The organism is Pseudomonas sp. dw_358, from assembly GCF_018449655.1.
Taxonomy (GTDB): domain Bacteria; phylum Pseudomonadota; class Gammaproteobacteria; order Pseudomonadales; family Pseudomonadaceae; genus Aquipseudomonas.
This window is the reverse complement of the sequence record NZ_JAAVUX010000007.1, coordinates 13266-33189: the sequence shown is the minus strand read 5'-3', so window position 1 is coordinate 33189 and position 19924 is coordinate 13266. Positions and strand designations below refer to the sequence as shown.

The window sequence follows — 19924 nt, the reverse complement described above, 5'->3', positions numbered from 1 at the left end:
CAGGACCGAGCTTGCTTGGGAAGGAAGCCCCAGCGCCCGCTGACGGGTCGGCGCTTTTTCCGAGCAGGCCCGGTCCTGCAGATTGACCAGGGGCCTGGGGTTATAGCGCGTCACGTCCATGGGGCGCTTCGAAATCCAGCTGCGGCCCCTTTGGTACCAGCCCATTCGGGTTGATGGTCACATGGCTCATGTAATAGTGATGCTTGATGTGTTCGAAGTTCACGGTCTCAGCCACCCCCGGCCACTGATACATCTCCCGTGACCAACCCGACAGATTAGGGTAATCGACGATGCGCCGCAGGTTGCACTTGAAGTGCCCGTGGTAGACGGCGTCGAAACGCACAATGGTGGTGAACAGGCGAATATCGGCTTCGGTCATCTGCTCGCCCGCCAGGTAGCGATTCTCCCCGAGCAGGGCTTCGAGCTTGTCGAGCTCGGCGAAGACCTCGTCGAATGCCTTTTCGTAGGCGGCCTGTTGGGTAGCAAACCCGGCACGGTACACGCCGTTGTTCACGGCGGGATAGATCGCGTCGTTCAGCTCATCGATGCGTGAGCGCAGGGCTGGAGGGTAAAAATCCAGCGTATTGCCGGTCAGGCCATCAAAGGCGCTGTCGAACATGCGGATGATTTCCGAGGACTCATTGCTGACGATGCGCTGGCGATGGGTGTCCCACAGCACTGGCACAGTAACTCGGCCACTGAAGTCGGGCTTCTCCCGCGTATACAGTTGGTGCAAAAACTGTAATTGGCCCAAGGCATCCCCGGTGGAACCGTGGGTTTTGTCGAAAGTCCAGCCATCTTCACGCATCAGCCACGCCACGACGGACACGTCGATCAGACCCTCCAGCCCCTTGAGCTGACGCATGATCAAAGTGCGGTGCGCCCAAGGGCAGGCCAGCGACACGTATAGGTGATAACGGCCGGCTTCGGCGGCAAAGCCGCCCTCGCCACTGGGGCCTGGGGCGCCATCGGCAGTGACCCAGTTGCGATGCCGGGCCGCTTCACGCTGGAAGGCGCCGTCCTTGCTGCTTTCATACCACTGGTCATGCCAGCGCCCGTCGATCAGCAAACCCATGTGCAACTGCCCCGTATCAAATGTGTTTCGTAGTCTGTATCAGACCGTGCGTGACGCCCAATAGTGCAGAGCGGTGTCGAACGCTTGTTCGCGGGTCTGGCCCAGGCCACGCAGGGCAAGGGCGATGGTGGCTACCACGGCTTTTTCGCCGTAGCTGTCGGTCTGGGTGCCGTGCCATACAGCCAGCAAATGCGTCGGGTCCAGGGTGGCGGGCTTGACATGGCGTTGTTCGGCCAGCGCAGGCCACTCTTCGTCCCACGCCTCGTGCTCGCGGGTACCGTAGAGATGGCTGATGGTGTCCGGATTGATTTCGACTTCGCCGCCGTCACCTTTGATCACGATGACGTTGTCCCCCAGCAGCCCGCTGGCATCGCGGTGCACGGCCTGGTAACCCGGATGAAAGATGCTCTGCAAGCCGAGCTTCGCTCTCAGCGGGTTGAGCAGGCGCGCCAGCGAGTGGATCGGCGAGCGCAGGCCCAGGACATTGCGCAAATCGATCATGTGTTGCAATGCCGGCGACCAGTCGGCCAAGGGCATGAAGGCCGGCAGGCCCGCCTCCATGGCCGTCTCCACACTGGCCCAGTCGCGGCACAGCGGAACTTCCAGGGTCTCCAGCAGTTGTTCGGTGTACAGACGCCCAGCTGTATGGGCACCACCCCCGTGCATGAAGATCCGCCAGCCATTGGCCGCCAGGCACTTGGCGGCCAGCAGGTACCAGGGCAGGTGACGCTTCTTGCCGGCATAGCTGGGCCAGTCGATGTCCACCCCCAGACTCGGCGGCTGGACACGAGCGCGCAGGGCATCGGTGAAGCCGGCCAGCTCCTCGGCGCTTTCTTCCTTGTGCCTCAGCAACATCAGGAAGGCACCCAGCTGCGTCTGCTCGACCTTGCCGTCCAGCAGCATGCCCATGGCCGCGCCGGCCTCCTCGCGGGTCAGACTGCGCGCGCCGCGCTTGCCTTTGCCGAGAATGCGCACGAACACCGCGAAAGGATGTTCGGCCGGTGTTTCCAGCATCAGCGGGGCGATATCAGTCATATGCAATTTGTCGGCTTGGGCAGGCCCGCCAGTTTGGCGGCGAGTTTGGCGGGAGTGCCGTTGAACAGGCGGTTCAGGTGCAGGCTGTTGCCCTTGTCGGGACCCAGCTTGAGTGCGGTGTATTTGATCAAGGGGCGAGTGGCCGGCGACAGCTGGAACTCGCCGTAGAACTGGCGCAACAACTCGATCACTTCCCAGTGCCCGGCATCCAGCGCCAGGCCCTCGCGCTCGGCCAGGGCCTGGGCCACGGCCGGGCTCCAGTCATTCAGTTCGACCAGAAAGCCGTCCTTGTCCAAGGCGATGGCGCGTGAATCGATCGTCAGCTCGCTCATAGCCAGGTGTTGACCTTGTCGTATTGCAGCGTCAGCTGGACGAAGGCTGGGTAGTCCAGCGGTGTGACGCTGCTATCGGCGCGCAGCCCCCGTGCCTGCAAGTCTTCCTGCAAGGCATACAGGCGCGGCTTTTGTTGCTCCAGTGCCGCCCGTGGCGCGCTGCCGGGCTGCAAGGCATACACCGCATCGCCGCTGAGCAACAGGCCATCACTCGCGCCCAGGAGGCGCAAGCAGCTGGTCAGGCGCGTGTCGGCGAAGGGGGAGTGGGACAGTACGTGCAGGGTCGTCATCAGAGCGTGATCACATGGTCGAATCGGTCGAAAAGTCCGGTCAGTTCGGCGGCTTGCAACGCCCGCACCGGCAGCGTCAGACCCTCGGTCGACAGGCCGCGTTCGACCAGGCTGCTGACGCACACGTACAGGTCTTCAACGCCAAACATCGGCAGGGCGTTCAGGTTGGCACCCAGGTCCTTTTGCTGCAACTGCACCGGTTGCTGCGAAGACGCGAGCTGGAACACCCCATCGTCCAGAAACAGCATGGCCAGCGGCAGGTCGTAAGCGCCTCCTGCCAAGGCAATGTCCAGCGCTTCACGGGCACCCGGACCTGTCCAGGGCGCCTGACGGCTGACAATCAACAGGGACTTTGCCATCAAGCACCTCCAAAGCTGACAAGGCGATCGGCGGTTTGAGCCGCTTCGTGCAACTGACCCAGCCCCGACAGCTCCCATGGAGCCTGCAGGTTGGCTCCGTTGCGACTGTGGCGTGCGACCTCCTTGTCGTCCAGGACGCCACGGCGCAGCGCAGCAGCGATGCAGACCACGGCATCCAGACCGTTGACGCTGACCAGCGCCCGCCATTGCCCGGCGATATCCTGCTCGTCCTGGGGCGCCACGATATTGCTGGACGCGCTGTGCACGCCGTCCTGATAGAAAAACAGGCGGACGATTTCGTGCCCGGCGTTCAGAACCGCCTGGGCAAACAGCAATGCCCGCCGTGAGGCAGGGGCATGAGCAGGAGCAAAAACAGCAATCGCGAATTTCATGGACGGCTCTGAGATGAATCTGAGCAGAATGATAAGGCCTGAACGCTAAAAAAGCCCGCCAAGGCGTCAACGCGACGCAGAACAACAAAAAAGCCCGCATTTCAGCGGGCTTTCTGTGGTGGGGAGAGACTGAAAGTCTTAGTCGTCTCGGCCGCCCATGATGCCGAAGATCTGCAACAGGCTGATGAACAAATTGTAGATCGACACGTACAGGCTGATGGTCGCCATGATGTAGTTGCGTTCGCCACCCTGCACGATCGCGCTGGTCTGGAACAGGATGCACACCGACGAGAACAGCACGAAACCCGCGCTGATCGCCAGTTGCAGGCCGCTGATCTGGAAGAACATGCTGGCCAACGTTGCTCCCAGCAAAACAAAGAAGCCGACGGTGATAAAGCCACCGAGGAAACTCATGTCCTTGCGGGTGATCAGTACATAGGCCGACAGACCACCAAATACCAGGGCTGTCATGGCGAAGGCCGAACTCACGACCTCGGCACCGCCCTGCATTCCCAGGTAGCGGTTGAGGATAGGGCCCAGCAGGTAACCCATGAAACCGGTCAGGGCGAATGCCGACACCAGTCCCCACGCGGAGTCGCGCAGTTTGTTGGTCAGGAAGAACAGCCCGTAGAACCCGATCAGGACCACGAAAATGTTGGGGTAGCCCACGTGCATCTGCTGGGAGACATAAGCTGTCAGGCCGCTGAAGGCCAAGGTAAGGGCCAGCAGGCCGTAGGTATTGCGCAGGACGCGGCTAACTTCCAGCTGCTGTGCCTGCGAGCCGTTATTGACTGCATAATCCTGTTCGCGCATGGCGGACACTCCTAATGGTGCGGTAATGGTAACGCTGGTGACTGTTGTAGCAGGTTTCGTACGAGAAAATCTCGTGTTGAAATGTTTAGAAGCAGAATCATACCAGACGAGTCAAAAGCAGCCAGCGCAAGAGTTTGACAGGGTGTGACATTCCGGTATCATGGCGCCCGCAGCAAATCTGGAGGCGTGGCAGCGGCCTTGAAGGCACACCGCACCGATCAGCATCCGGGGAATTGGCAGAGTGGTTGAATGCACCGGTCTTGAAAACCGGCGAACGTTAATAGCGTTTCTAGGGTTCGAATCCCTAGTTCCCCGCCACCTATTGGATAAGGCCCTGATTAGTCAGGGCTTTTTCGTTTCCGGGGTTTGGTGATTCAGGCCGCCGGCGTAGATCATTTCCGAAACTATTGAGCATCATTTCCGAAACTTCACTCTTTTGAGGGCTTGGCGACGGCGCCAATACGGCGATACACCCGCTTCGTGATTTCCCCTTTTGAGTGCCCGAGTAGGGCGCTGGCATCCTCAATGTCCTTGATTTCGGAGGCTGCCTTTGGGCGGATATCGCGGAACTGGAATTGGGCGATCCTCACCGCCAGCGTCGAATCGCCTGCCTCCAGGGCGGCTGCCCTCGCACAATCGCGCGCTTCGTCCCAGCGTACTCTCAGCATGGGCTTCGTCATGCGCCGTCCTCGGTCAGTGACGACAAGGTGGTTCGAGAGGCGCTGCGTGTTTCGGCTGACCATCTCTTCGATCAACCGCCCCAGGCGGTTCGACGTGCCTTTCGTGGTCAACTGGATGCGAAGCCGCTTGGTGGTCTTGTCCTGTTGGACCAGTAGGTAGCCGCCCTGGATATCGTCCTGGCGCATGCTGAGGACGTCGGCGGGCCGCTGGCCTGTGAGGTAGGCCAGGTCCATCGCGTCGCGCAGGCCACCTTTGGCAGTCTTGTAGACGGCCTCCCACACGGAATCATTTGCGTAGTAGTCTCGAGGCGTTTCCTTGTTCTTGCGCACGCCTTGGCACGGATTTTCCTTTTCCGTCAGCCCCCACTCCCTTGCCAGGTTGAATACATGAGAGAGCAGAGCGATCTCACGGTTGGCGCGGACCTTGGCTGATCTTGCGTCACGGTAGCGGGCGATCATGGAGGGGGTGATCGAGTCTATTGGCGCCCCGTCAAACAGGGGTCGTAGCTGGCGCAGTTCCCCCAGGTTGTCTTGCTGGGTACGCGGAGCCTTCTTCGGGATGATGTCTCGCTCATATCGATCGAAGATCCCCTTCATGGTGGTCAGGTCGACCGGGATCTTGGTGGACTCCAGTTCGGCCCATTTGATGCGTGCCTTGTCAAAGTCGGTACCGAGGGCGATTTCCTTGCCCTGGGCATTCTTATAGTAATAGCCCACCCAATCGGGGCCCTTCTTCATAGGGCGCCGCCGCCGATATACACCCGGCGGCAGGTCCCTGTTCTCTGTCTTGCGGGGGCGCATTCACTTGACCTTGGAGAAGTCCGGGACCCAGGTCGGGGCCGCGGGTTCGCTTGAGGGATTGGGCAAAGGAGTCACAACGGCGCCCAGTTTCATTCGTGTGTAGTGGCGTCCTACCAAGGGCCGATTGTGTCGGCCCTCGACGAACACCCAATGACGCTCGATCAGCCAGCGGATCTGGCATGCGCGGGCTTTGTAGCCAGTGATATCGACCAATTCGTCGTCGGAGAGAATCTCAGATTCCATAATGCACCCCCGGTGTGAGGGCTTTGATGTTGACTCTGCGAGTTTAAACGGTCGCCTCCAGTTGGATAGCCGCGTGCATCAACGAAGGCGAAGTCATCGACATCTATCCGCCCAGGGAGGCGCAAGCATGATTTATCAAGACAGCCGCTTCGTCGCGGTTTTGACCGAGCTCGGCGAGCGCAAACAGGCCGCCGCCATTGCAGCGAATCTGCCATGGGTGTGGACCCACATGGGCGTGGGCGATGCCAATGGCCGCGAGCCAGTTCCCGCTCCGGGGCAGGCGGCATTGATCAACGAACGCTAACGGGCGCGGCTCAATCAGGTGGTGATCACGGCCACCCGGGTCAGAGTCATCAGGGCCGAGCTGGTCATCCCTGCGGCAGTGGGTGGCTGGTGGATTCGTGAATTGGCGCTGTATGACAGTGACGGCGACCTGATCGCCGTGGCCAACTGTCCGGCCAGCTATAAGCCGATCATCAGCGAAGGGACGGGCAAGACCCAGGTGGTGCGGATGAACCTGGCCATTGCGGGTGATGCGAATGTCACGCTGATGATTGATGACACGCCGGTGTTGGCGACTCATGAACACGTCACGCAGGCTATCGAGACCGCGACTGCCGCACTCATGGAGCAGATCGCCGAGCCGGAGGGAGTCGAACCGGGAAGCTATCGCCAAGTCGATGTTGATCGACGCGACAACTTCCTCGCCGTGGGTAATCACGCCGCTTCCGTCACGCTGCCCCCCGGTGGCACCTGGTGCTATTCACTGATGCAGTTCTTTTCCAGCGGGGCCGCAGCAGTCGGTCGAAGCGGAGTCGCCCCGGGCGGCAGCGTGATCACCTTTGGCGAGGGCCACACGATTTATGGCTTCGCCTGGAGGTTCAGCGGATGAAATCCGAACGCGTTTCACCGGTCACCGAGAGCCCATTTGAGTTCACGGATATTGCGCGCAAAACGGACGGTACCTACGTCGTTACGATCAACGCCCTGCGTTGTCATGCGACGCCTGAATACAATCCAGAGTTGTGGACTCAGGTCGAGTGCTTCGTCCAGGCAGGCGGTGCAAGCCATCCGTATGATGAGGATATCGTCGTGACCATCGACCCCGCACTTGCCGCACGGGCATGGATCGAGGACCACCTCAAAACCACTGAAGAGATGGTCACCCATTACCGCGAGCAACTGGATCTCGGCGAGGCCCCCGATATCAGCGCAGAACAGTTCGCCGAGTTGCTGCGCTGGCGTCGAACCGTCCGTCAATGGCCCAAGGCACCCGACTACCCGGCACCTGCCAGTCGCCCTCGCGCCCTGCCATGGATGGGGCTTTCAACAGTGGAGTGAAACACTACGAAACATGTATGCCCTTAGCGATGCGCGTCTGTGGCGGCAGACTAGCGGGTTCCAATAAGACATACGGCATCAGCCAAGGAACCCAAATGACCGCCAATGCAATCGCCAGCCTGATCGCTGACAGTTTGGAAAAGGCAGCCCCCGATATTGTGCAACAGTGGACCGCCAGCAACGGCGACCACACGCGATACTTCGTGGTCGACGACCTGTTGCCCAGCCACCTCGCACACTCCATCTATCAAGCTTTTCCGTCCAAAGCCGAAGGCTTCCATCAACGGCAATCGTTCCGCGAGCGCAAGAAGACCTTGACCGATTTGTCGAAGAGCTCGGCGATACTTGGCCAGGTTACTTATGCCTTCCAGGACCCCGCCGTAGTGGGAAAGATTGCCGACCTGGTCGCGATTGAGGGCATCGCACCCGATGCCAGCCTCTACGCCGGCGGCCTATCGATGATGTGCCAGGGCGACTTCCTCAACCCCCATATCGATAACAGTCACGACGGTGCTCGCAAGCTTTATCGGCGGCTGAACCTTTTGTACTACGTGTCGCCGGGCTGGGCTGATGAACACGGCGGGAGCCTGGAGCTATGGAATCCAGATGTGAGCCAAGGCAAGGCCATCGCGCCCTTGTTCAACCGGCTGGTGGTGATGGAAACCAATAAAACGTCGTGGCACTCGGTGAGTGCAATCACGGGGTCTGAGCCGCGCTGCTGCGTATCCAATTACTATTTTTCGCAGCAGTCTCCGCACGGTGATGAGTACTTCCATGTGACGTCGTTCAGCGGCAGGCCGGAGCAGCCGGGGCTGAGGATGTTGGGCGTGGTCGACAACCAGGTCAGGAACCTGGTCTCCAGAGCCTTGAGGATTGGACGCGGCACACGGTTGGTCAACACACCTAAACCCTGAGTAGAAGCGATGCTGCGCTGAACACTCGTACTACCCCTGAAGCCTCGGCATTGCCGGGGCTTTTTCATTCCTGGAGAACGATACTTATGAGTTTCTTTCACGGCGTTACCGTGGCGCTGGTTGATACCGGAACGCGAACCATCGCTTTACCTTCATCCTCGGTTATCGGCCTCTGTGACACCTTCTTGCCTAGCCTCACTACCACCGCCAAACCCAACGAACTGGTGCTGTTGACCAGTGAGCGCGAGGCCGTCGCGGCATTTGGCGAGGCATCAGCCATCACTCGTGCGGCGAAAGCCATTTTTGCGCGGGCCAAGGCTGTCATCGTGGCGTGCGGCGTGACGGAGCTCGAAGACCCTGCGCAGCAGACGTCGGCGATCATTGGCGGTGTTCTGGTAACGGGCCAGCGTACAGGCCTCCAGGCGCTGCTGGACGGCAAGAGCAAATTCAACGCGCAGCCCCGCTTGCTGGTGGCACCTGCTCACTCCGCCACCCAGGCTGTGGCCACGGCGATGGATGCGCTGGGGACCAAACTACGCGCCATCGCCATTATCGACGGGCCTAACACCACGGACGCCGCAGTGCTGGCCCATGCCGAAAACTTCGGCAGCAAGCGCCTTTACATGGTCGACCCAGGCGTCCAGTACTGGGACACCGAAACCAGCACCACCGTCAACGCCCCGGCTTCGGCCTGGGCCGCCGGCCTGTTCGCCTACACCGACAGCGAGTACGGCTTCTGGGCCTCGCCATCGAACAAGGAGTTCGTCGGCATCACCGGCACCTCCCGACCGATCGAGTTTCTCGACGGCGATGAAACCTGCCGCGCCAACCTGCTCAACAACGCCAACATCACCACCATCATCCGCGACGACGGCTTCCGCCTCTGGGGTAATCGCACGCTGTCCAGCGATTCGAAATGGGCATTCGTCACTCGGGTACGCACGGTGGACATCGTCATGGACGCGATCCTTGCCGGGCATAAATGGGCGGTGGACCGCTCCATCACCAAGACCTACGTCAAGGACGTCACCGAAGGCCTGCAAGCGTTCATGCGCGACCTGAAGAACCAGGGCGCCGTCATCAACTTCGAAGTGTTCGCCGACCCTGCACTCAACACCGCCAGCCAGCTCGGCCAGGGCAAGGTGTACTGGAACATCCGCTTCACCGACGTCCCACCAGCTGAGAACCCGACCTTCCGCGTGGAAGTCACCGATCAGTGGCTGACCGAAGTCCTGGAAACCGCCTGAGGAGGCCCTGAATGATTCCGCAAATCCTGAGCAACACTAACCTGTTTGTCGATGGTGTCAGCTTCTCCGGCGACGTCCCAAGCCTGACGCTGCCCAAGATTTCGCTCAAGACCGAGGAGTATCGCGGCGGCGGCATGGCAGGCGCCATTGAGATGGACGTGGGTCTGGACAAAATGGAAGCCGGCTTCGTGACCTACGGCGTACGGCGCGAGGCGCTGCGTTTCTTCGGTCTGGCCGACCAGACTGCCTGCAACGCGGTGTTTCGTGGTTCGTTCGTAGGCCTCAAGGGCCAGACCACCGCGGTGATTGCCACCCTGCGCGGCATGCTCAAGGAAGTCGATCCCGGTGACTGGAAGCCTGGCGACAAGGCCGAGATCAAGCACGCGATGGCCGTGCACTACTACAAACTCGAAGTCGCAGGACGGCTGATCTACGAGATCGACATGGTGGCCGCTGTACGCGTCATCGATGGCGTCGACCAGCTGGCCGACATGCGCAATGCACTGGGGATGTAAGCATGAACCTCAAAGACAAACCGATCGACAAGACCCGACTGCCCAGCTGGCTGCAACTGGGCGAGCAGGGCGCCGTAGTCACCCTGGCCACGCCTATCAAAATCGCCGACGTCAGCACTGACCGCCTGACCCTGCGCGCGCCCACTGTGCGAGACGTGCGGGCCGCGTCTGCTATCGCCCAGGGCAATGACGAAGCCCACGAGCTGGCCTTGTTCGCCAGCATGGCCCAGGCCGCACAAAGGGAACTGGAGGGGCTCACGCTGACGGATTACCACCGTCTGCAGGCCGCCTACTTTTGCCTGGTGCAGGATGATGAACTTTGGCCTGCCGTTGCAAAAGTTGCTGGCTAAGCGGCTGGCCACGGAATTCAACTTCTCGGCGAGCGATATCGATTCGATGCCGTATGACGAGATGGTTTGGTGGCTGACGGATTAGCCGATCGGCCGCGGGTGCTCAACCACGTACTCCTTGAGCGCTTGGTCCAGCCGGGTCTGCCAGCCGCTTCCGCTCGCCTTGAAGTAGTCCACGACCTCGGGGGAGAGGCGCAAAGTGACACGCGACTTCACGGGTGCCTTTTGAGGGCCGCGCTCGCCACGGCGGCGAACAACCGTAGCTTGTGCGAAGAATGCGGCAACAGCTTGTTCGTCGTTGGGGTCGTAAAGGTCATCGTCGTCATGCGCGATGGGCGCATCAGCTGCGGCCTCACGTTTGACCCGATCCCAGTCACTCAGATCCTCGGTCTTCATAGAGCTTTCTCTCCAGTTTAGATGCACGACGCATCGAGATGGCACGTATGTCGGGGCCGCGCTCTACGTACACGAGTACGAGAATCATGCCCATGATGTCGACCATAGCCACATCCATGAATCGATCCTCGCCTTGGCGATGCGTGCGGAATGTGATTTTGTCCGGCGCGTCGTATACCAGTGTGGCTTTCGCCAAATCCAGACCATGCTTGACGATATTGGATTGGCGCTTGTTTTCGTCGTAAATGATCATGGGTTTAATCGTACTAACAAAAAAATACGCGAGCAAGCATATCATCGTTCGGCTGTAGGAGTGCCAAGGGTGAAAAATCTGCTTGGGATTCCCCGGACTTTACTTAGGACCCAATCATGGCCACTAAACTAGCACTCGGACTGGTGATCGGTGGGATGGTCAGCCCCACCGTCGGCGTCGCCTTCAAGGACGTCGAGCGGCGCATGCAGCAGATGGCGTCCAAGGGCGCCAAGGCTCGCGTCCTGCAGACCACTATCGGCGACACCATGCGCTTGCGTGAGGAATGGAAACGAGCCCACGAATCCGGCGAGGCCAGCGCCGGGACGCTCCTGCGCCAGCTTGATCGCAACCTGGATTCTCTGCGCAGGCAAGGCGTCGAAGTCGCGAACCTGTCCCAGTCTTACCAGACGCTCGGCCAGACCGCCCGCAGCGCCGAGTTGAACGCCGCAGGCTCTGCCCAGATCAGTGCGGGCCGCGAAGGCCTGCGTACCAGCCTCGGCGTCGCGGCGGCCGGCACCGCGGCACTGGCGATCCCCACCAAAATCTCGGGCGACTATCAGGCACTGATCCGGCAAATGGCGCTCTGGGCCCACACAGCCGGTGAAAGTGCCGAACAGGAGATGGCCGACCGTATCAGCCGGGTAGCCCAAGCCAAAGGCATGGGCCAACAGGCCCTGGCCCGCGCGGTGGGCGCATTGATCGAGAAGGGTATCGAGTGGCAGGAGTCGGTGGACTACGCCCCGCTGATCGCGGACCTGGTCGATGGCCAAGTCGTTCGAAAAGTCGCCAGCCAACAGTACACCGCTGGTCACACCGGCCACCGCCGCACCCACGTTCACCTTTGCACCGGTGATGCCCATCACCATCCATGGCGACGTCAAAGATCCCCAGCGTCTGGTCCAGGAAATGGAACCCGCGCTGCGCCGCCTCTGGACTGAGTTCGCTCGGCAAGCGGCTGACAGTAACCTTTATGACGCTCCGCACCTGGAGTAACGGAGAGCCCATGACCTACACCGCCCAACTGCAGGCGGCCCTGAGTGCATTGGTCAGTGCCGGCGAATCGGGCCGTCGCAACCTCGATGACTTGCTTGGCCCTCTGAATGGTGCCATTGGCGACCTGACGGGTGCCGCCTCTTCCCTCGAAGGCTTGCCCGGCCTGCCTGCAGGCGCAGGCGAAAAGCTGCAGCGCACCCTGCGCGCCATCAATGCCGCACAGACCAAAGTCGGCACCGTGGCCAATACTTACGGCCAGGCCGCTCGTGCTGTTTCTCAGATCGACGAGCGTCTGCAGACCCTGCGTGAGCAGGTCGGCAGAGCGGGCGCGGCTGTCAACCAAATGGCCGGCAGGGTTGATCCCCTGCTGGCCAGCATCATCCCTACATCGGCTTTCGCCCCTGACAGTACCCCAGCCAGCGAAGCAGTCATGCCCTATGCACACCTGCTGATTCTCCATCCACACCCGTCAGACGCCCAACCCTATTACTTCAACCTCGACACCGCTGCGTTCAACGAGCTGCGCCGTCAGACCGACTTTCGCTGGGCCCTGCAGGAACGCCTGACCCGCCGCCCGGCACAGCAAGCCGTGGGGCAGGGCGATGACAAGATCACCCTCAGAGGTGCCATCTACCCCGGCTTCAAGGGCGGCTTGCAGCAGCTCGACACCCTGCGCAGCATCGGCGCGGCCCTTAAACCCTTTGATCTCACCACCGGCTACGGCCAGGTCCTCGGCACCTGGTGCCTGACCCGCATTGACGAGGAACAAAGCGCGCTGCTGCAGGGCGCGCTGCCGCGCAAACAGTCATTTACCTTGGAGTTTGTCCGCTATGGCGACGACCTGCAGAACCGCTGACGGGGACTACCTCGACACCCTTTGCCAACACTTCTACGGACACCTTAGAGGCACTGTGGAAGCGGTCCTCGCCACCAATCAAGGCCTGGCCGACGAGCCCCAGCCTCTGCGCGCCGGCCTGCTGATCATCCTTCCGGACATACCGTCACCGGCTGATGACGCCATCGTCCTGTGGAACTGAACGAGGTGAACCATGCAACCGCAATTTCGCCTCGTCGCCGATGGCGCCGACATCACCGCGTTGATCAACGACCGGCTGCTGTTACTGCGTACCCGCGACCGCCCGGGGCTGGAAGCGGACGAGTTCGAGCTGCGCCTCGACGACCGCGAAGGGGCCATCAGCCTCCCCAGTCGGGGCGCGGTGATCGAGGTTCATCTGGGCTACGCCGGCAGCGCCCTGGCACGGCTGGGTCGTTATACCGTCGATGAAATCGAATTATCCGGCCCCCCGGACACCCTGGTCATTCGTGGCAAGGCCGCTGACCTGCGTGGGTCGGGTAAAACCACTCGCAGTGGCAGCTGGGAAAATGTGGCACTGGCCGACATCGTCACCCGTGTTGCGGCCCGCAACACTTGGCAGGCCGTCTGCCCGGTGACCACCTTGATACCGCGGGCCGACCAACTTGGCGAGTCAGACTTCAGCTTTATCACCCGCTTGGCTCGCGAGCACGACTGCACCGCCAAACTCGCTGACGGCAAGCTCCTGGTCATGCCAAGACAAGGCGGGCAGAGCGCCAGCGGTCGGCCCCTGGGTGTGGTGACCCTCCAGCGCCGAGACGTCAGCCGCTGGCAGTTCCGCCTTGGCGATCGGACGACTCATAAAGCGGTGCGCACTCGTTATCAAGATCCCAAGACCGGCCAACTGGTGGTGTTGGATCTGGAGAACGAAGGCGCACCCAATGGCCTGCCCCCGGTACACACCGACCGACACCTGCATCCAGATCGATCCGCCGCAGAGCAAGCCGCCAAAGCCCGGCTCGCCGCTTTCAATCGATCCACTGCAGCCGTACGCCTAGACATGCCGGGGCGCACGGACCTGTTCGCCGAACGCCTCATTTATGCGCAGGGCTTCAAGCCCGAGCTGGATGGCGAGTACCTGGTGGACCTGGCCGAACAGACTTTCACGGCTGCAGGTTGGACCACCACCGTCGAGTGCAACGCAGGCAAGACCGGCAAGGCCAAGACTGCCGGTCGTATTAAAGCCAAAGCACCTACACAAGTGCTGGAGCTCTGACTCCAATATTTCGCTACCTCGGAATAATCCTCATGCCTTACATCACCGAAGAACACGTCGGCGGCCCCTGTGTGCCTGCCTTTCTGGACATGCTGGCCTGGAGTGAAGGCACCAGCACCTCGCCGGCCACCCTCAACGATGGTTATGACGTCATCGTCACCGGCGTCGACAAGACCTGGGAGGTCTTCAGCGACTATCGAACGCATCCGTTCGAGGGCGGGCGGCAGTCGAAGCGGATCAATCGCAGCGGCCTCACTTCCAATGCGGCGGGGCGGTATCAGCAGATGCTGAAAGACTGGCCGCATTATCGGGCGTTGCTGCGGTTGCCGAACTTTGGGCCGCTGAGTCAGGACAGGTTGGCTATTCAGCATGTTCGTGAGTGCCGGGCGCTACCGGATGTCCTGGCAGGGCGCTTTGAACTGGCGGTGCACAAGTGCCGGAATATTTGGGCGAGTTTGCCGGGGGCGGGGTATGGGCAGCGTGAGCATCGGATTGAGCTCTTGGTTGCCCAGTATCTTGCGGCTGGCGGGGTGCTGGTGTGATGGGTGGGGCATGGGTAATGGCACTGGCCTGCGCGGCGGTGGGGGCTGCAGCGGCATGGAGTTGGCAGTCGAATCATTATGAGGCGCTTCTGGCTCGCCAAGCACTGGGGCATCAAGCGGATATCAGCATGATTGGGAATGCATCGGCTGATCAGTCGCGGCGGCTGCAGGAGGAGTACCTGGTGCTGCAAGAGCGGTTGAGCCGTGCGGATGAAAGTCATTATTTGGAGTTGAGCCATGTTCAAGAGAAGCAAAAACGTCTTCGGGATCGGATTGCTACTGCTGATTTGCGGTTGTCGGTCTTACTTGCCCAGCCGGTTGCCGGAGGCGATGGTGATGTGCCCGCCGGTGCCGCCGCCGGCGGCTTGGTTTATGGTGCCCAGAGAGGCGAACTTGACGGAGCGGTTGCTGGACGAATTGTCAGGATCACAGATGATGGCGACAGGGCAGTGATCGCTCTTGGCGCTTGCCAAAATTATATCCGAGCATTGCGTGTAGATGAATAAAGTAGGACGGTGTGGAGGAGCGTTGACTGCTCCGCAAACCTTAAATCATGAACTATGAAATCAACGTGATGGCAGCTATCCTCAGTGCTAAGCGTATTTAAAAAAAAGTAGTTTGTTAGGGTTGTGGCTGCTGTGAGCGCATGTCGATGCGGTAAAATATATTTGACTATGTGTTTGCGTGGTAGGAATGCGCGAAAAATAGATGCTAGTTTTGTTAAGATCTTCATATCATTTACCATGCGCTTAAGTAATTTATATTGTGGCTGCTCGCACGCAAAATTTGTGGTTTAACAGTTTTTTATTTTGTCTCAGATGTCATTGTCTGAAACGTGCTTGTTGTAGGGCTTGTATAGGTGCATTCAATAATCTCTGCTGGGTGTTTTGTCTTGTGGGTTTTATAGCGCGTAGTGCTAGCTTCTGCGGTGCCTCTCTAGCCTAGGCTTTATTTCTTTTAGTTTTGTTAGCAACTCTTCGGAGTACTTGGATATTGCCATTACCTGAGGGTTAGTATTGTTGACTGCCGGAATGCTCAGTTCATCCTGGATGTTCGCGCATGCCACTTCAGCATCCTGCAAAGCGATGTCGAAAATTGTGCCCACTTCAGTAAATGCGATATTGCGATTGCTTTCAGGCATGCTTTCGTTAGCAAATGCATTCATGAGCGTATCACGGAAGTTTCTCGCTCTTACGGGCGGTAGTGGGTGAGGTATGCGATCTTGGATTTGCGAATTCCACAGTGGGCTATTATACAACCTGAACATGAAGTATACGGCATAGCTGATTGTTCTGATCAATAACCGGTCGTGTGCATAAGTTAAAGCATATATAGACTGCTGGTGCGGGCTCATTTTGTCATGAATAGTGTCAATGTAATTTGCATTATTTAGTGATCCTCTGAACAAATAAATGCATGCGCCATTATCAGCGTCAAGTTCTAAAGCTTGGTTTGTAATTGTGTCAATTTTTCCCCCGTCTTTTTTGAGTTGAGCCTTGTAGTTTATATGGCCGTTTCGTAGATGCATAATTTCATGGAGGAATAAGAAGGACAGTGACGTCATCGCTAGCTCAATCGCGTAGCTTCGACGTATTTGGCACTGGGGCCATACAAAGTCTAAGTCGTATGTCAAAACATCAGGGGTGAGGAATGTGGGTGAGAGATTTTGGCCCTCTAATTCCGGATCTCCAATCCAAGGGAAATTTCGAGGGTCAGCTAATGCTCTTGAATGCATATAAACTAATGTCATCCATGTACCGTGGCTGATTCCGATTAAATCAACAGGCTGGCCGCTCGGCATATATCCAGTAGATGAAAATGCAGAGGTGGATACATCCTTGAAAAATACACACTCAACAAACGTAAACGATGGATTATGCTTGTAGAATTAGTCAAAAATAAACTTGGCATAGCCATTCAATCGTTCCGCAGCCATGTTGAATGACTGCTCAATAATAAATGTTAAATCTGTTTGATCAATGAAAAAAAGCCCGCCTCGTCTTTCGATTTCATTGTTAAGCTCAAGACATTTTAGAAAATGCATGGTGAGGCTCCTTTGTCTAGGGGGCGACTGAACGATGCACCAATATCTAGTCTGCAGACCTGTTTTGCAAATTCAATCGTGCTATCTGCTATCTGCTATCTGCTATCTGCTATCTGCTATCTGCTATCTGCTATCTGCTATCTGCTATCTGCTATCTGCTGTCTCCGTAGCAGCGGTACTTAGCACTGGAGTCCTCTAACGGAGGTTAGCAAAAATTGAACAACCCGATTATCCCTTGGATGGGTGGCAAGCGCCGCCTCGCTGACCGACTGATTCCCTTGTTCCCACCCCACGAATGCTACGTCGAAGTCTTCGCCGGTGACGCTGCACTGTACTTCAGTCGCCCGCAGCCAGCATCTGTCGAAGTTCTCAATGACATCAACGGAGACCTCGTCAACCTATACCGCGTAGTCCAGAACCACCTGGAAGAATTCGTCCGCCAATTCAAGTGGGCGTTGAGCTCCCGCCAGATCTTCGAGTGGCAAAAAATGACCCAGCCAAGTACGTTGACCGACATCCAGCGCGCCGCCCGGTTTTTCTACCTGCAGCATCACGCTTTCGGCGGAAAGGTAGCGGGGCAGACATTCGGCACCGCCACCACCGCCTCGGCCGTGAACCTGCTGCGGATCGAGGAAAACCTTTCTGCAGCATGGCAACGGCTGGCTGGCACCTATGTGGAAAATCTGCCTTGGCTCGAATGCGCAGAGAAATATGATCGCGCCCACACGTTTCACTACATGGACCCACCCTATTGGGGCACCGAGGGGTATGGTGCCGATTTCGATTTCCAGAATTATGAGCGGATGGCGGGATTCATGCGCCGGTGCAAGGGTAGGGTGATGGTCAGCATCAATGACCATCCAGAGATCCGCCAGGTGTTCGCAGAATTCCACTCTGAGGCGCTAAGGATTACCTACACAACGGCCAATCAGCGCCAAGGCAAGGCAGCCGAGACGGGCGAACTGGTGATCATGAACTGGCATCCAGCGGAGCTTGGCCAGCTTTTCTGAAGTGGGCAAATGTGCGTCGCAGTCCATAATGGCTGTAGCTATCAAACTGCAGGCGTAACCTCTGGTACCAAACGAACCTCTACCCGTTGACCCAGCGCGCGAGCCGCGCTGGCCAATGTCGCTAGGGTCATACCCGAATCATTCTGATCCAAAGCGCGATCAACAGCGGTCCGGCTGGTGTGCATCCGCTCTGCCAAGGCTTTTTTACTGACCTTCTGCAGTTTCATGGTCTCGGCAAGCTGCCAGGCGATCACGCGTTTAAGCGCTGCGGCGGAAACCTCTTCGATCAAACCTTGCTCGGCGAGGAAATCATCAAAGTCAGAGCCAATGTGGTTGTTCATGAACGGTGCCTCATAGTCGTGACTTGCGTTGTTTTGCGGTGGCCAGATCAGATATGGGCGTTTTCTGGCTTTTTTTGATGAAGCCGTGCAGCAGCACCATGTCTGATCCGATGACTGTGAAAAGCACCCTGGCGATGGTATCGCCCAAGTCGATACGGATTTCCCAAAGCTCCTTGTCCAGCTTGCGCACCACAGGCATGCCTATGGGCCAGCCGAGCTGGACGGTCTTGATGTCGGTGCCTACCTGGCGACGGTGTTCACGAGGCAGATCGGTCAGCCATTCACGGACAGGCTCGTTGCCGGCGTCAGTGCGATAAAAGCGTACGTTGAGTACCAGCGGGATCTCAGTCATGTGCGAAGTGTACCAAAATAGGTTCATATCGCAAGCGACCTTTAGCCTGGCGCCTTTCAAGTCCCTGGTCCGAGTTCTCCTTCCGGCCGAGTCAGTCGAAGAGGTCAGCTGTTTTCGAGTCCTGGTGCTTCACTGCCTCGATCATTGAGGCCTCATCATTTCGAATATTCCCCTAGCGTGCGGCCAGTATTCAGCCCCGATTTCAATTCCGAAACCCCAAAACCTACCCCAGCAAGGCCGGGCCTCTCAGCCCGGCAGACGTCCAAAACTTTCGGAACCCAAACCGCACACCAGCCCAGCACCCATCTCATTTCCTCGAGCGGTCTTGAAAACCGGCGAACGTTAATAGCGTTTCTAGGGTTCGAATCCCTAGTTCCCCGCCACATATTTGATAAGTCCCTGATTAGTCAGGGCTTTTTCGTTTATGAGGTCGGCCTTGTCCATAATAATCTGACAGGTCCGCGGGCAGCATCAAAAAAACAACCTCAATCAAACAAATCCCCCCCCTCAAGATCCCCCGCCCTCCATTCCTTGATCAGCCCGGCTCCCTCATTACGCACATTCCCCACAGCCCTACCCACCTCGTACCACTCGAAATCCCGCACCCCACGCCCCGACCCTCGCATCAGCTCATCCGCATGCTGAGCCTCAAGTCCAACCCCCAGCCACTCCCGTGCCGCCTCCGGCCCCAACACCACCGGCCGCCGGTCATGAATATCCACCATCCCCGCATCACTGGCGTCCGTAATGATCACCACCCCATCCCCCTCACCAGCCTCAAGCCCGGCAGTCACCTGAGCCAACCCGGCAAAGAACATCGGCGCCGGGCCCTTCAGCCGGATGTAATACGGCTGCTTTTTCTTCAGGTCCCGGGGATCCTTCACCCACTCATACCACCCATCCGCCGGCACCAACACCCGCCCCTGAGGCCAGAGTGGCTTGAAAAACCTGCTGGTGGCCACCGTCTCGCTACGCGCATTGATCGTCGGCGCCCGCTTGCCCTTGGCCCATGACGGCTCCCACCCCCAGCGCACCTTGTTCAGGTGCAGCCCGCGCTCGTCGGCACGGATCAACGGCACCCGCGTCGACGGCGCCACGTTGTAGCGCCCCACCGGCTCAGGGTCGACATAGCTGATCACCCGCTGGTTCGGCGCCAGCTCGCGCAGGTAGGCCTCCATCGGTTGATACATCGAATAGCGCCCACACATACCCGCCCTCCCGTCGCTTTCTTGAACCTATGCAATTGACCGCAACGGCGCCCGCATGAACCCGCAACACCAGATCCAGACCCTGCTGTTGGACCCGCATCTGCACTGGGTCGATGCGCCGATCCTGGATAAACAAGACCGCCGGTATTTGCCAGTCCCTCACATCGATCGCGCGGCGATGTTTCATGCCGGCCACTCGCAGATCCAGTGGCCGGTGCGGGTTATCGCCTCGATGCTGCTCAATCGCAGGTCAGCAACCATGAATAATGGTGCGGGCCTGCCGGTGGTGAAACTGTGACAGGGTGATC

29 protein-coding genes, 1 tRNA gene and 1 pseudogene are annotated in these 19924 nt (G+C 58.9%); 15 read left to right on the top strand and 16 right to left on the bottom strand.

Translation table 11 applies throughout. The annotated features are described in order from the left end of the window. Positions 1-100 precede the first annotated feature (100 nt). From HB675_RS12525 to HB675_RS12495, 7 genes are all read right to left on the bottom strand, one after another. Positions 101-1075: a glutathione S-transferase family protein gene (locus tag HB675_RS12525; protein WP_213878641.1), complete on the bottom strand. Its 975-nt coding sequence runs from the start codon at positions 1073-1075 to the stop codon at positions 101-103. Between the two features lie 39 nt (positions 1076-1114). Beyond that, positions 1115-2110 (bottom strand): glycosyl transferase family protein, encoded by a 996-nt coding sequence (locus tag HB675_RS12520; protein ID WP_213878640.1) that lies wholly within the window; start codon positions 2108-2110, stop codon positions 1115-1117. Continuing rightward, positions 2107-2442 carry a TusE/DsrC/DsvC family sulfur relay protein gene (locus tag HB675_RS12515; RefSeq protein ID WP_213878639.1) on the bottom strand — a complete coding sequence of 112 codons (336 nt, stop codon included), beginning with the start codon at positions 2440-2442 and terminating at the stop codon, positions 2107-2109. The genes HB675_RS12520 and HB675_RS12515 overlap by 4 nt, the downstream gene beginning before the upstream one ends. Next, positions 2439-2732: a sulfurtransferase complex subunit TusB gene (gene tusB, locus HB675_RS12510; RefSeq protein WP_213878638.1), complete on the bottom strand. Its 294-nt coding sequence runs from the start codon at positions 2730-2732 to the stop codon at positions 2439-2441. The genes HB675_RS12515 and tusB overlap by 4 nt, the downstream gene beginning before the upstream one ends. Beyond that, positions 2732-3091, bottom strand: a complete 360-nt coding sequence (tusC, locus tag HB675_RS12505) for a sulfurtransferase complex subunit TusC (RefSeq protein ID WP_213878637.1) — start codon at positions 3089-3091, stop codon at positions 2732-2734. Before tusC ends, tusB begins: the two co-directional genes overlap by 1 nt. Next, positions 3091-3483 carry a sulfurtransferase complex subunit TusD gene (gene tusD / locus HB675_RS12500; RefSeq protein ID WP_213878636.1) on the bottom strand — a complete coding sequence of 131 codons (393 nt, stop codon included), beginning with the start codon at positions 3481-3483 and terminating at the stop codon, positions 3091-3093. Before tusD ends, tusC begins: the two co-directional genes overlap by 1 nt. Before the next feature lie 138 nt (positions 3484-3621). Beyond that, complete coding sequence (locus HB675_RS12495; protein ID WP_213878635.1) at positions 3622-4296, bottom strand: Bax inhibitor-1/YccA family protein; 675 nt, start codon at positions 4294-4296, stop codon at positions 3622-3624. A gap of 227 nt (positions 4297-4523) precedes the next feature. On the opposite strand from HB675_RS12495, the gene HB675_RS12490 reads away from it, so the two are divergent. Beyond that, a tRNA-Ser gene (locus HB675_RS12490) sits at positions 4524-4614 on the top strand. A gap of 110 nt (positions 4615-4724) precedes the next feature. Here the strand turns inward: HB675_RS12490 and HB675_RS12485 are convergent. Beyond that, entirely contained in the window at positions 4725-5777 is a 1053-nt protein-coding gene (locus HB675_RS12485) for a tyrosine-type recombinase/integrase (RefSeq protein WP_213878634.1), read from the bottom strand. Next, positions 5778-6020 (bottom strand): DUF4224 domain-containing protein, encoded by a 243-nt coding sequence (locus tag HB675_RS12480; RefSeq protein WP_213878633.1) that lies wholly within the window; start codon positions 6018-6020, stop codon positions 5778-5780. It lies immediately after the preceding gene. A 1-nt stretch (position 6021) separates the two neighbouring features. Between HB675_RS12480 and HB675_RS25805 the strand changes: the two are divergent. From HB675_RS25805 to HB675_RS12445, 6 genes and pseudogenes are all read left to right on the top strand, one after another. Then, positions 6022-6912: pseudogene (locus HB675_RS25805) on the top strand (phage tail protein). Then, positions 6909-7361 carry a hypothetical protein gene (locus HB675_RS12465; protein WP_213878630.1) on the top strand — a complete coding sequence of 151 codons (453 nt, stop codon included), beginning with the start codon at positions 6909-6911 and terminating at the stop codon, positions 7359-7361. The pseudogene HB675_RS25805 and the gene HB675_RS12465 overlap by 4 nt, the downstream one beginning before the upstream one ends. A gap of 95 nt (positions 7362-7456) precedes the next feature. After that, positions 7457-8275, top strand: coding sequence for a 2OG-Fe(II) oxygenase (locus HB675_RS12460; protein WP_213878629.1), 819 nt, complete (start codon positions 7457-7459; stop codon positions 8273-8275). 86 nt (positions 8276-8361) lie between these two features. Further along, positions 8362-9522: a phage tail sheath family protein gene (locus HB675_RS12455; RefSeq protein ID WP_213878628.1), complete on the top strand. Its 1161-nt coding sequence runs from the start codon at positions 8362-8364 to the stop codon at positions 9520-9522. 11 nt (positions 9523-9533) lie between these two features. Further along, positions 9534-10037 (top strand): phage major tail tube protein, encoded by a 504-nt coding sequence (locus HB675_RS12450; RefSeq protein ID WP_213878627.1) that lies wholly within the window; start codon positions 9534-9536, stop codon positions 10035-10037. A 2-nt stretch (positions 10038-10039) separates the two neighbouring features. Then, the gene (locus tag HB675_RS12445; RefSeq protein ID WP_213878626.1) at positions 10040-10387 is read left to right on the top strand and encodes a phage tail assembly protein; all 348 of its coding nucleotides are present in this window, start codon (positions 10040-10042) and stop codon (positions 10385-10387) included. 81 nt (positions 10388-10468) lie between these two features. On the opposite strand, the gene HB675_RS12440 is transcribed toward HB675_RS12445, so the two are convergent. Then, entirely contained in the window at positions 10469-10783 is a 315-nt protein-coding gene (locus HB675_RS12440; RefSeq protein WP_213878625.1) for a BrnA antitoxin family protein, read from the bottom strand. Further along, a complete protein-coding gene (locus HB675_RS12435) occupies positions 10761-11036 on the bottom strand; it encodes a BrnT family toxin (protein WP_213878624.1) in 276 nt (91 codons plus the stop codon). The genes HB675_RS12440 and HB675_RS12435 overlap by 23 nt, the downstream gene beginning before the upstream one ends. A 116-nt stretch (positions 11037-11152) precedes the next feature. Between HB675_RS12435 and HB675_RS12430 the strand changes: the two genes are divergently transcribed. The 6 genes from HB675_RS12430 (at position 11153) to HB675_RS12405 (ending at position 15167) form a co-directional block, all read left to right on the top strand. Further along, on the top strand, positions 11153-11974 hold the full coding sequence (locus HB675_RS12430; protein WP_213878623.1) for a hypothetical protein: 822 nt from the start codon (positions 11153-11155) through the stop codon (positions 11972-11974). A 65-nt stretch (positions 11975-12039) separates the two neighbouring features. Further along, positions 12040-12885, top strand: a complete 846-nt coding sequence (locus HB675_RS12425) for a phage tail protein (RefSeq protein ID WP_213878622.1) — start codon at positions 12040-12042, stop codon at positions 12883-12885. After that, positions 12860-13066 carry a tail protein X gene (locus HB675_RS12420; protein WP_213878621.1) on the top strand — a complete coding sequence of 69 codons (207 nt, stop codon included), beginning with the start codon at positions 12860-12862 and terminating at the stop codon, positions 13064-13066. Before HB675_RS12425 ends, HB675_RS12420 begins: the two co-directional genes overlap by 26 nt. Before the next feature lie 12 nt (positions 13067-13078). Beyond that, positions 13079-14119 carry a contractile injection system protein, VgrG/Pvc8 family gene (locus tag HB675_RS12415; RefSeq protein WP_213878620.1) on the top strand — a complete coding sequence of 347 codons (1041 nt, stop codon included), beginning with the start codon at positions 13079-13081 and terminating at the stop codon, positions 14117-14119. Positions 14120-14151: 32 nt separating this feature from the next. Then, positions 14152-14661, top strand: coding sequence for a glycoside hydrolase family 104 protein (locus tag HB675_RS12410; protein ID WP_213878619.1), 510 nt, complete (start codon positions 14152-14154; stop codon positions 14659-14661). 17 nt (positions 14662-14678) lie between these two features. Further along, complete coding sequence (locus tag HB675_RS12405) at positions 14679-15167, top strand: lysis system i-spanin subunit Rz (RefSeq protein WP_213878618.1); 489 nt, start codon at positions 14679-14681, stop codon at positions 15165-15167. Between the two features lie 410 nt (positions 15168-15577). Here HB675_RS12405 and HB675_RS12400 read toward each other — a convergent pair whose 3' ends face one another. After that, on the bottom strand, positions 15578-16411 hold the full coding sequence (locus HB675_RS12400) for a hypothetical protein (RefSeq protein ID WP_213878617.1): 834 nt from the start codon (positions 16409-16411) through the stop codon (positions 15578-15580). Positions 16412-16549: 138 nt separating this feature from the next. After that, positions 16550-16705, bottom strand: a complete 156-nt coding sequence (locus tag HB675_RS12395) for a hypothetical protein (protein ID WP_213878616.1) — start codon at positions 16703-16705, stop codon at positions 16550-16552. Positions 16706-16920: 215 nt separating this feature from the next. On the opposite strand from HB675_RS12395, the gene HB675_RS12390 reads away from it, so the two are divergent. Next, positions 16921-17715, top strand: a complete 795-nt coding sequence (locus tag HB675_RS12390; protein WP_213878615.1) for a DNA adenine methylase — start codon at positions 16921-16923, stop codon at positions 17713-17715. 41 nt (positions 17716-17756) lie between these two features. Here HB675_RS12390 and HB675_RS12385 read toward each other — a convergent pair whose 3' ends face one another. The 3 genes from HB675_RS12385 to HB675_RS12375 all read right to left on the bottom strand — a co-directional run bounded on the left by HB675_RS12385 (position 17757) and on the right by HB675_RS12375 (position 19616). Then, positions 17757-18056, bottom strand: coding sequence for an XRE family transcriptional regulator (locus HB675_RS12385; protein ID WP_213878614.1), 300 nt, complete (start codon positions 18054-18056; stop codon positions 17757-17759). A gap of 10 nt (positions 18057-18066) precedes the next feature. Further along, on the bottom strand, positions 18067-18408 hold the full coding sequence (locus HB675_RS12380; RefSeq protein ID WP_213878613.1) for a type II toxin-antitoxin system RelE/ParE family toxin: 342 nt from the start codon (positions 18406-18408) through the stop codon (positions 18067-18069). 485 nt (positions 18409-18893) lie between these two features. Next, positions 18894-19616 carry an SOS response-associated peptidase family protein gene (locus HB675_RS12375; protein ID WP_213878612.1) on the bottom strand — a complete coding sequence of 241 codons (723 nt, stop codon included), beginning with the start codon at positions 19614-19616 and terminating at the stop codon, positions 18894-18896. 55 nt (positions 19617-19671) lie between these two features. On the opposite strand from HB675_RS12375, the gene HB675_RS12370 reads away from it, so the two are divergent. Further along, entirely contained in the window at positions 19672-19914 is a 243-nt protein-coding gene (locus tag HB675_RS12370) for a hypothetical protein (protein WP_213878611.1), read from the top strand. The last annotated feature ends 10 nt before the right edge of the window (positions 19915-19924 follow it).

Bases quoted from the DNA above. Each gene is read 5' to 3' on its own strand.
- HB675_RS12425 (WP_213878622.1), top strand. From the start codon at position 12,040: ATGACCTACACCGCCCAACTGCAGGCGGCCCTGAGTGCATTGGTCAGT.
- HB675_RS12395 (WP_213878616.1), bottom strand. From the start codon at position 16,705: ATGCATTTTCTAAAATGTCTTGAGCTTAACAATGAAATCGAAAGACGA.
- HB675_RS12410 (WP_213878619.1), top strand. From the start codon at position 14,152: ATGCCTTACATCACCGAAGAACACGTCGGCGGCCCCTGTGTGCCTGCC.
- HB675_RS12400 (WP_213878617.1), bottom strand. From the start codon at position 16,411: ATGACATTAGTTTATATGCATTCAAGAGCATTAGCTGACCCTCGAAAT.
- HB675_RS12430 (WP_213878623.1), top strand. From the start codon at position 11,153: ATGGCCACTAAACTAGCACTCGGACTGGTGATCGGTGGGATGGTCAGC.
- tusB (WP_213878638.1), bottom strand. From the start codon at position 2,732: ATGACGACCCTGCACGTACTGTCCCACTCCCCCTTCGCCGACACGCGC.
- HB675_RS12480 (WP_213878633.1), bottom strand. From the start codon at position 6,020: ATGGAATCTGAGATTCTCTCCGACGACGAATTGGTCGATATCACTGGC.
- HB675_RS12455 (WP_213878628.1), top strand. From the start codon at position 8,362: ATGAGTTTCTTTCACGGCGTTACCGTGGCGCTGGTTGATACCGGAACG.
- HB675_RS12440 (WP_213878625.1), bottom strand. From the start codon at position 10,783: ATGAAGACCGAGGATCTGAGTGACTGGGATCGGGTCAAACGTGAGGCC.
- HB675_RS12380 (WP_213878613.1), bottom strand. From the start codon at position 18,408: ATGACTGAGATCCCGCTGGTACTCAACGTACGCTTTTATCGCACTGAC.
- HB675_RS12450 (WP_213878627.1), top strand. From the start codon at position 9,534: ATGATTCCGCAAATCCTGAGCAACACTAACCTGTTTGTCGATGGTGTC.
- HB675_RS12375 (WP_213878612.1), bottom strand. From the start codon at position 19,616: ATGTGTGGGCGCTATTCGATGTATCAACCGATGGAGGCCTACCTGCGC.
- HB675_RS12495 (WP_213878635.1), bottom strand. From the start codon at position 4,296: ATGCGCGAACAGGATTATGCAGTCAATAACGGCTCGCAGGCACAGCAG.
- HB675_RS12465 (WP_213878630.1), top strand. From the start codon at position 6,909: ATGAAATCCGAACGCGTTTCACCGGTCACCGAGAGCCCATTTGAGTTC.
- HB675_RS12525 (WP_213878641.1), bottom strand. From the start codon at position 1,075: ATGGGTTTGCTGATCGACGGGCGCTGGCATGACCAGTGGTATGAAAGC.
- HB675_RS12415 (WP_213878620.1), top strand. From the start codon at position 13,079: ATGCAACCGCAATTTCGCCTCGTCGCCGATGGCGCCGACATCACCGCG.
- tusC (WP_213878637.1), bottom strand. From the start codon at position 3,091: ATGGCAAAGTCCCTGTTGATTGTCAGCCGTCAGGCGCCCTGGACAGGT.
- HB675_RS12420 (WP_213878621.1), top strand. From the start codon at position 12,860: ATGGCGACGACCTGCAGAACCGCTGACGGGGACTACCTCGACACCCTT.
- HB675_RS12370 (WP_213878611.1), top strand. From the start codon at position 19,672: ATGAACCCGCAACACCAGATCCAGACCCTGCTGTTGGACCCGCATCTG.
- HB675_RS12435 (WP_213878624.1), bottom strand. From the start codon at position 11,036: ATGATCATTTACGACGAAAACAAGCGCCAATCCAATATCGTCAAGCAT.
- HB675_RS12515 (WP_213878639.1), bottom strand. From the start codon at position 2,442: ATGAGCGAGCTGACGATCGATTCACGCGCCATCGCCTTGGACAAGGAC.
- HB675_RS12485 (WP_213878634.1), bottom strand. From the start codon at position 5,777: ATGCGCCCCCGCAAGACAGAGAACAGGGACCTGCCGCCGGGTGTATAT.
- HB675_RS12460 (WP_213878629.1), top strand. From the start codon at position 7,457: ATGACCGCCAATGCAATCGCCAGCCTGATCGCTGACAGTTTGGAAAAG.
- HB675_RS12445 (WP_213878626.1), top strand. From the start codon at position 10,040: ATGAACCTCAAAGACAAACCGATCGACAAGACCCGACTGCCCAGCTGG.
- HB675_RS12385 (WP_213878614.1), bottom strand. From the start codon at position 18,056: ATGAACAACCACATTGGCTCTGACTTTGATGATTTCCTCGCCGAGCAA.
- HB675_RS12520 (WP_213878640.1), bottom strand. From the start codon at position 2,110: ATGACTGATATCGCCCCGCTGATGCTGGAAACACCGGCCGAACATCCT.
- tusD (WP_213878636.1), bottom strand. From the start codon at position 3,483: ATGAAATTCGCGATTGCTGTTTTTGCTCCTGCTCATGCCCCTGCCTCA.
- HB675_RS12405 (WP_213878618.1), top strand. From the start codon at position 14,679: ATGGCACTGGCCTGCGCGGCGGTGGGGGCTGCAGCGGCATGGAGTTGG.